Source organism: Microbacterium sp., from assembly GCF_029263575.1.
In the GTDB taxonomy this organism is placed as follows: domain Bacteria; phylum Actinomycetota; class Actinomycetes; order Actinomycetales; family Microbacteriaceae; genus Microbacterium.
The window spans coordinates 1-5,052 of sequence record NZ_JAJUFV010000189.1 but is presented as its reverse complement, the minus strand read 5'-3'; the positions used below and the strand labels follow the sequence as shown (position 1 = coordinate 5,052).

Here is a 5,052-nt window from a genome sequence, read left to right as displayed (position 1 = left end):
CGAGCACGGCATCGTGCGCATCGAGATCATCCACCCGCGCGCCCGGCGCCTGCCGCTGGAGCGCGAACTGCGCCAGGCGTTCGGACTGAATGACGCGGTGGTCGTGCCGAGCTCCGCCGATGAGCTGACCGGGTCGCAGCGCGTCGCGACGGCTGCAGCCGACTACCTCGCCAAGCTTCGCCCCGTGCCGCGGACGCTCGGCATCAGCTGGGGTCGCACGCTGCAGCAGATCGCCGAGGCGCTGCCCGAGCAGTGGGCCAGTGGCGTCGAGGTCGTGCAGATCAACGGCGGGGTCACCGTCAATCGACGCAGCGGAATGGCCTCGGCGACGGCGACCACCATCGCGCAGAAGGCCAACGGCGCTGTGACATTGCTGCCGAGCCCCGCGATCTTGGAGCAGGCGACGACGCGGCGGGCGATCGAGGACGACCGTCTCGTCGCCGGCATCCTCGATCAGGCCCGAGGGGCGGATGCTCTGGTCTTCAGCGTCGGGCCGGTCGACGCCTCATCGGTGCTGGTCTCCGGCGGGTACATGTCGGCCGCCGCGATGTCGGCGCTGGAAGAGAAGGGGGCCGTCGGCGATGTGCTCGGACGCTACATCGACGCCGATGGTCACATCGTCGACCACGAGCTCGACGAACGCACCCTCGGGCTCACGCTCGACGACCTGCGCCAGGCGGCGACGTCGATCCTCGTCGCCTCGGGCGCCGCGAAACGCGCCGCCTGTCGCGCCGTGGTCACGAATCGATACTGCTCAGTGCTGGTGACCGATGAGGAAACCGCCCACGACCTTCTGCAGGAGGCACGACGATGACGTCTGAAACGAGCCCCCGGTCGGCGACGGATGCCGCGGCGCACACCGCGACGCCGGCGCTGCGCATGCGCGGCATCCGCAAGACATTTCCCGGCACGGTGGCGCTGGCATCCGTCGATCTGGATGTGCGCCGTGGCGAGGTGCACTGCCTGCTCGGCGAGAACGGCGCCGGCAAGTCGACGCTGATGAAGATCCTCGCCGGAAGCTACCTTCCGAACGAGGGCATGATCGAGATCGACGGTTCGCCGGTGCAGTTCCAGCGGCCGCTCGACGGCATCAACGCCGGAATCGCCGTGATCTATCAGGAGCTTGACCTCTTCCCTGACTTGACGGTCGCGCAGAACCTCTTCTTGGGGCACAGCCCCGCCTCGGGCGGCATCGTTCATCGCCGTGCGCGGCGACGGATGGCGCAGTCGTATCTTGAGCGGGTCGGGGCGACGTTCTCGCCCGATGCCAGGGTGGGGGAGCTTCCGATCGCCGATCAGCAGCTGACCGCTATCGCCCGCGCGCTCACGACCGACGCGAAGATCATCGTCATGGATGAGCCGACCGCCACGCTCGGCGAAGCTGACGTCGAGAACGTGCACCGGGTGATCCGGCGGCTGATCGACGAGAACCGCGCCGTGATCTACATCTCGCACCGACTCGACGAAGTGCGCGACGTCGGCGACCGCATCACCGTGCTGCGCGACGGAACGAACGCGGCCGAGTACCGCGTGGCCGACACCGACGCCGAGCAGTGGATCGCCGACATGATCGGCGACAAGAAGAGCGAGCTGACCGAGCACCGCGAGCGCCGGGAGGCTCCGGGCGAGCCCGCGCTCGAGATCGAGCACGTGCGCATCCCCGGCCTGCTCGACGTCGAGAACATCACGGTGCACGCCGGTGAGATCGTCGGTCTGGCAGGGCTCGGCGGAGCCGGGCGCACGACCCTTCTGTCTGCCGTGTTCGGAGCGCGGTCGGCGGACGCCAGCATCCGAGTGCGTGGGAAAGAGGTGCGCATCCGCTCGGTGCGCGACGCCATCCGGCAGCGATTCGGGCTCGTGCCCGAGAGCCGCAAGGCGCAGGGACTCATGCTCGGGCTGTCGGTGGCGCGCAACGCCGGCATCGCGGCGATTCGCGGCGCAGGATTCTTCCTGCCGCGCGAGCGTCAGCACAAGCGCACGACGCCGATCCTCACCGACCTCGCCGTCAAGTATGCGAGCCCGCACCAAGAGATCCGACTGCTCTCTGGCGGAAACCAGCAGAAGGTCGTGCTGGCCAAATGGCTCGCACGCGATACGCAGATTCTGCTGCTGGACGAGCCGACCCGAGGTCTCGACATCGGCGCGAAGGCCGACCTGTATCGACAGGTGAGACGGCTCGCCGATCAGGGTGCGGCTGTGCTCGTGGCATCCAGCGAATTGAACGAGCTTATGGCCAACGCCGACCGGATCGTCGTCTTGCACGAGGGGCGATCGGTCGGAGAATTCGATCCGTTCACAGACACGGAAGAACAGATCAGTCACGCGATCATCAGCGGGAAGGCAGCATGAACGAGACGACGAAGTCCACAGAACCCGAGACGCAATCCGTCGCGAGCGCGACGACGTGGAAGCAGCGAAGCTCGAGCTGGCTCATCAAGGGCAACCTGCTCATCGTGTTCGCGGTGATCTGCGTGGTCGCCGCCATCCTCAGCCCGGACTTCCTCGCGACGAGGAACCTGGCGAACCTGCTGCAGCAGTCGAGCCTGACCGGCATCATCGCGGTCGGGATGACGCTCGTGATCCTCACCAGCGGCATCGACCTCGCGGTCGGATCGATCGCGGCGCTGAGTGGGATGATCGTCGCCATCCTGCTCGATATCGCTCTGCCGATTCCGGTGGCGATCCTCGCCGCGCTGATCGTCGGTGCGGGAGTCGGGTTGCTCATGGGGGCGGTGTCGGCGTGGATTCGCCTGCCCGCTTTCATAGTGACGCTTGCCGGGCTCACGGCTGTGCGTGGCTGGGCGTACACGCTCACCGACGGGCGGCCGGCCGGATCCGACCTTCCCGAGGCGTTCACGATCATCGGCGGCGGGTACATCGGAATCTTGCCGCTGACCGGCCTGATCTTCATCGGTGTGACGGTCATCACGGCGCTGATTCTGCGGTACACGACCTTCGGCGAGTACGTCTATGCCGTGGGCAGCAATGAAGAGGCCGCGCGCCTGTCTGGCGTTCCGGTGAACTGGATCAAGGCCGCCGTGTTCGGTTTCTCCGGCCTGACCGCCGCGATCGCCGGAGTGCTGCTGACGAGCAGGCTCACGATCGGGCAGCCGACCGCATTCCAAGGTGCGGAGCTGGACGCCATCGCCGCCGTCGTCCTGGGCGGCACGAATCTGTTCGGCGGTCGGGGAGGCGTCGGCGGGACGTTCATCGCCGTGCTGCTGCTGTCGGTACTGAAGAACCTCTTCAACCTGCTCGGCATCGGATCGTTCGTGCAGATGGTCGCGACTGGACTGATCCTCGTGCTCGCGCTGATTCTGAACAAGGTGATCGACGCGCGGGCGACGGCCGTGGGGTCGTAACTCCTCAACGGATGCGCGTTCGGCCCCGGATCGTCCTGATTCGGGGCCGAACTGCCGCAGTTTTGCTGAGTTGTGCGGGGTGCACCTGGCCGAGGGGCTGAGTCGGCTGGAGTGCCTGCGGCTGGCGGTGAAATGCAGTTTGCCAAGTGACTGACGGCTTACTAATGCAGGTAGACAAGTCAGCTGGACGAACAACCGGTCGATATGCGCACCGATTTGGAGCGCGAGCGTCTGCGGGGTCATACTCGTGGCGAAACCATGCCTACCCCTGTCGCCGCAGCCCCAGCGAGCCTCGCCGTCATCGGCGACGGCCGCCTCGGTGGTGTGCTCGCCGCGGCGCTGCGCGCGGTGCCGGGGCTCACGGTCTACGGGCCCTTGGGTCGCGGGGAAGAAGTGCCTGCCGTCGACATCGCGCTGCTGTGCGTGCCCGATGCTGAGATCTCCGCGGCCGCTCGTCTGGTGCGCCCGCGCGCTCAGTTCGTGGGGCATGTGTCGGGGGCAACTCCGCTGGACGACGTCGATTTCAGCCTGCATCCGCTGCAGACCTTCACCGGCGCTGAGGACCCCGACGTCTTTCGCGGCATCGGGTGCGCGATCGATGGTCGGACAGATGCCGCGCGCGCTCGCGCAGCGGACCTCGCCGCAGCGCTCGGTGGGCGGGCTTTCGTCATCGGTGACGAGCATCGGGCGGAGTATCACGCGGCGGCCTCCCTCGCCTCGAATCTGCTGCTGACCGTACTGGATGCCACGGAACGAGTCGCGACGTCTGCGGGGTTGGAGCCTGCTGAGGCGCGGATGCTGCTCGGACCGCTCGTGCGACAGAGTGTGGCCAATTGGGAAGAAGCCGGTGCGCGTGCCGCGCTGACCGGCCCGATCGCACGGGGCGATGAGCAGACGGTGGCGCGCCAGCGCGCGGCGGTCGTCGCGCGTGAGCGGGAGCTCGGGGCCCTGTTCGATGAGCTGTGTGCGAGCGCCCGCGTGCTCGCGGCCTGGCCCGGTAGCGACGAGCGCGTGGTGCCTGCCGCCGGGGCGGTGCCCGCTGAGGGCGTGATGCCTGCGGAGAGTGCGGTGCGTGCGGAGAGTGCGGTGTCCGCTGAGGGCGTGATGCCTGCGGCGAGCGCCGTGCCGGTTGGGCCTGCCGTGCCTACCGGGCGTGCGTCTCTCGGTGAGGGTTTGCGGAACGAAGCGGGCGCCGCATGAAGATCGTGCGCACGATTGCCGAGGTGCGCTCCGAAGTGCGGGCGGCGCGCGGAGCGGGCCGGTCGGTCGGTCTCGTGCCGACCATGGGTGCGTTTCACGAGGGACATCTGTCGCTCATGCGTCAGGCCTGCGCGGCATCCGATCTGGTCGTCGTCTCGCTGTTCGTGAATCCCACGCAGTTCGGGGCGAACGAAGACCTCGGAGCCTATCCGCGTGACGAAGCCCGTGACGCCGCGCTCGCCGAAGGCGAGGGAGCCGATGTGCTGTTCGCGCCCGAGGCATCCGAGATCTATCCTGACGGCTTCGCGACCAGCATCCATGTCTCGGGCATCACGGATGTGCTGTGCGGCGCCGCCCGCGGACCGCACCACTTCGACGGGGTCGCGACTGTCGTGACGAAGCTGTTCGGCATCGTGGCGCCAGATGCGGCGTACTTCGGGCAGAAGGATGCGCAGCAGATCCTCGTCGTGCGGCGCGCGGTGCGCGATCT

Annotated in this window: 5 protein-coding genes; all 5 read left to right on the top strand. The window is 67.8% G+C overall.

What is annotated here, in order from left to right; translation table 11 throughout:
• The coding region (locus Q1J95_RS14340; RefSeq protein WP_300268753.1) for a sugar-binding transcriptional regulator at positions 1 to 814 on the top strand (814 nt) is incomplete at its 5' end.
• Positions 811 to 2,349, top strand: coding sequence for a sugar ABC transporter ATP-binding protein (locus Q1J95_RS14335; RefSeq protein WP_300268750.1), 1,539 nt, complete (start codon positions 811 to 813; stop codon positions 2,347 to 2,349). The genes Q1J95_RS14340 and Q1J95_RS14335, both read left to right, overlap by 4 nt.
• Positions 2,346 to 3,362 (top strand): ABC transporter permease, encoded by a 1,017-nt coding sequence (locus Q1J95_RS14330; RefSeq protein WP_300268748.1) that lies wholly within the window; start codon positions 2,346 to 2,348, stop codon positions 3,360 to 3,362. The genes Q1J95_RS14335 and Q1J95_RS14330 overlap by 4 nt, the downstream gene beginning before the upstream one ends.
• A 258-nt stretch (positions 3,363 to 3,620) precedes the next feature.
• A complete protein-coding gene (locus Q1J95_RS14325; protein ID WP_300268746.1) occupies positions 3,621 to 4,562 on the top strand; it encodes a Rossmann-like and DUF2520 domain-containing protein in 942 nt (313 codons plus the stop codon).
• Positions 4,559 to 5,052: pantoate--beta-alanine ligase (gene panC, locus Q1J95_RS14320; RefSeq protein ID WP_300268743.1), on the top strand; the 494-nt coding region annotated here is incomplete at its 3' end. The genes Q1J95_RS14325 and panC, both read left to right, overlap by 4 nt.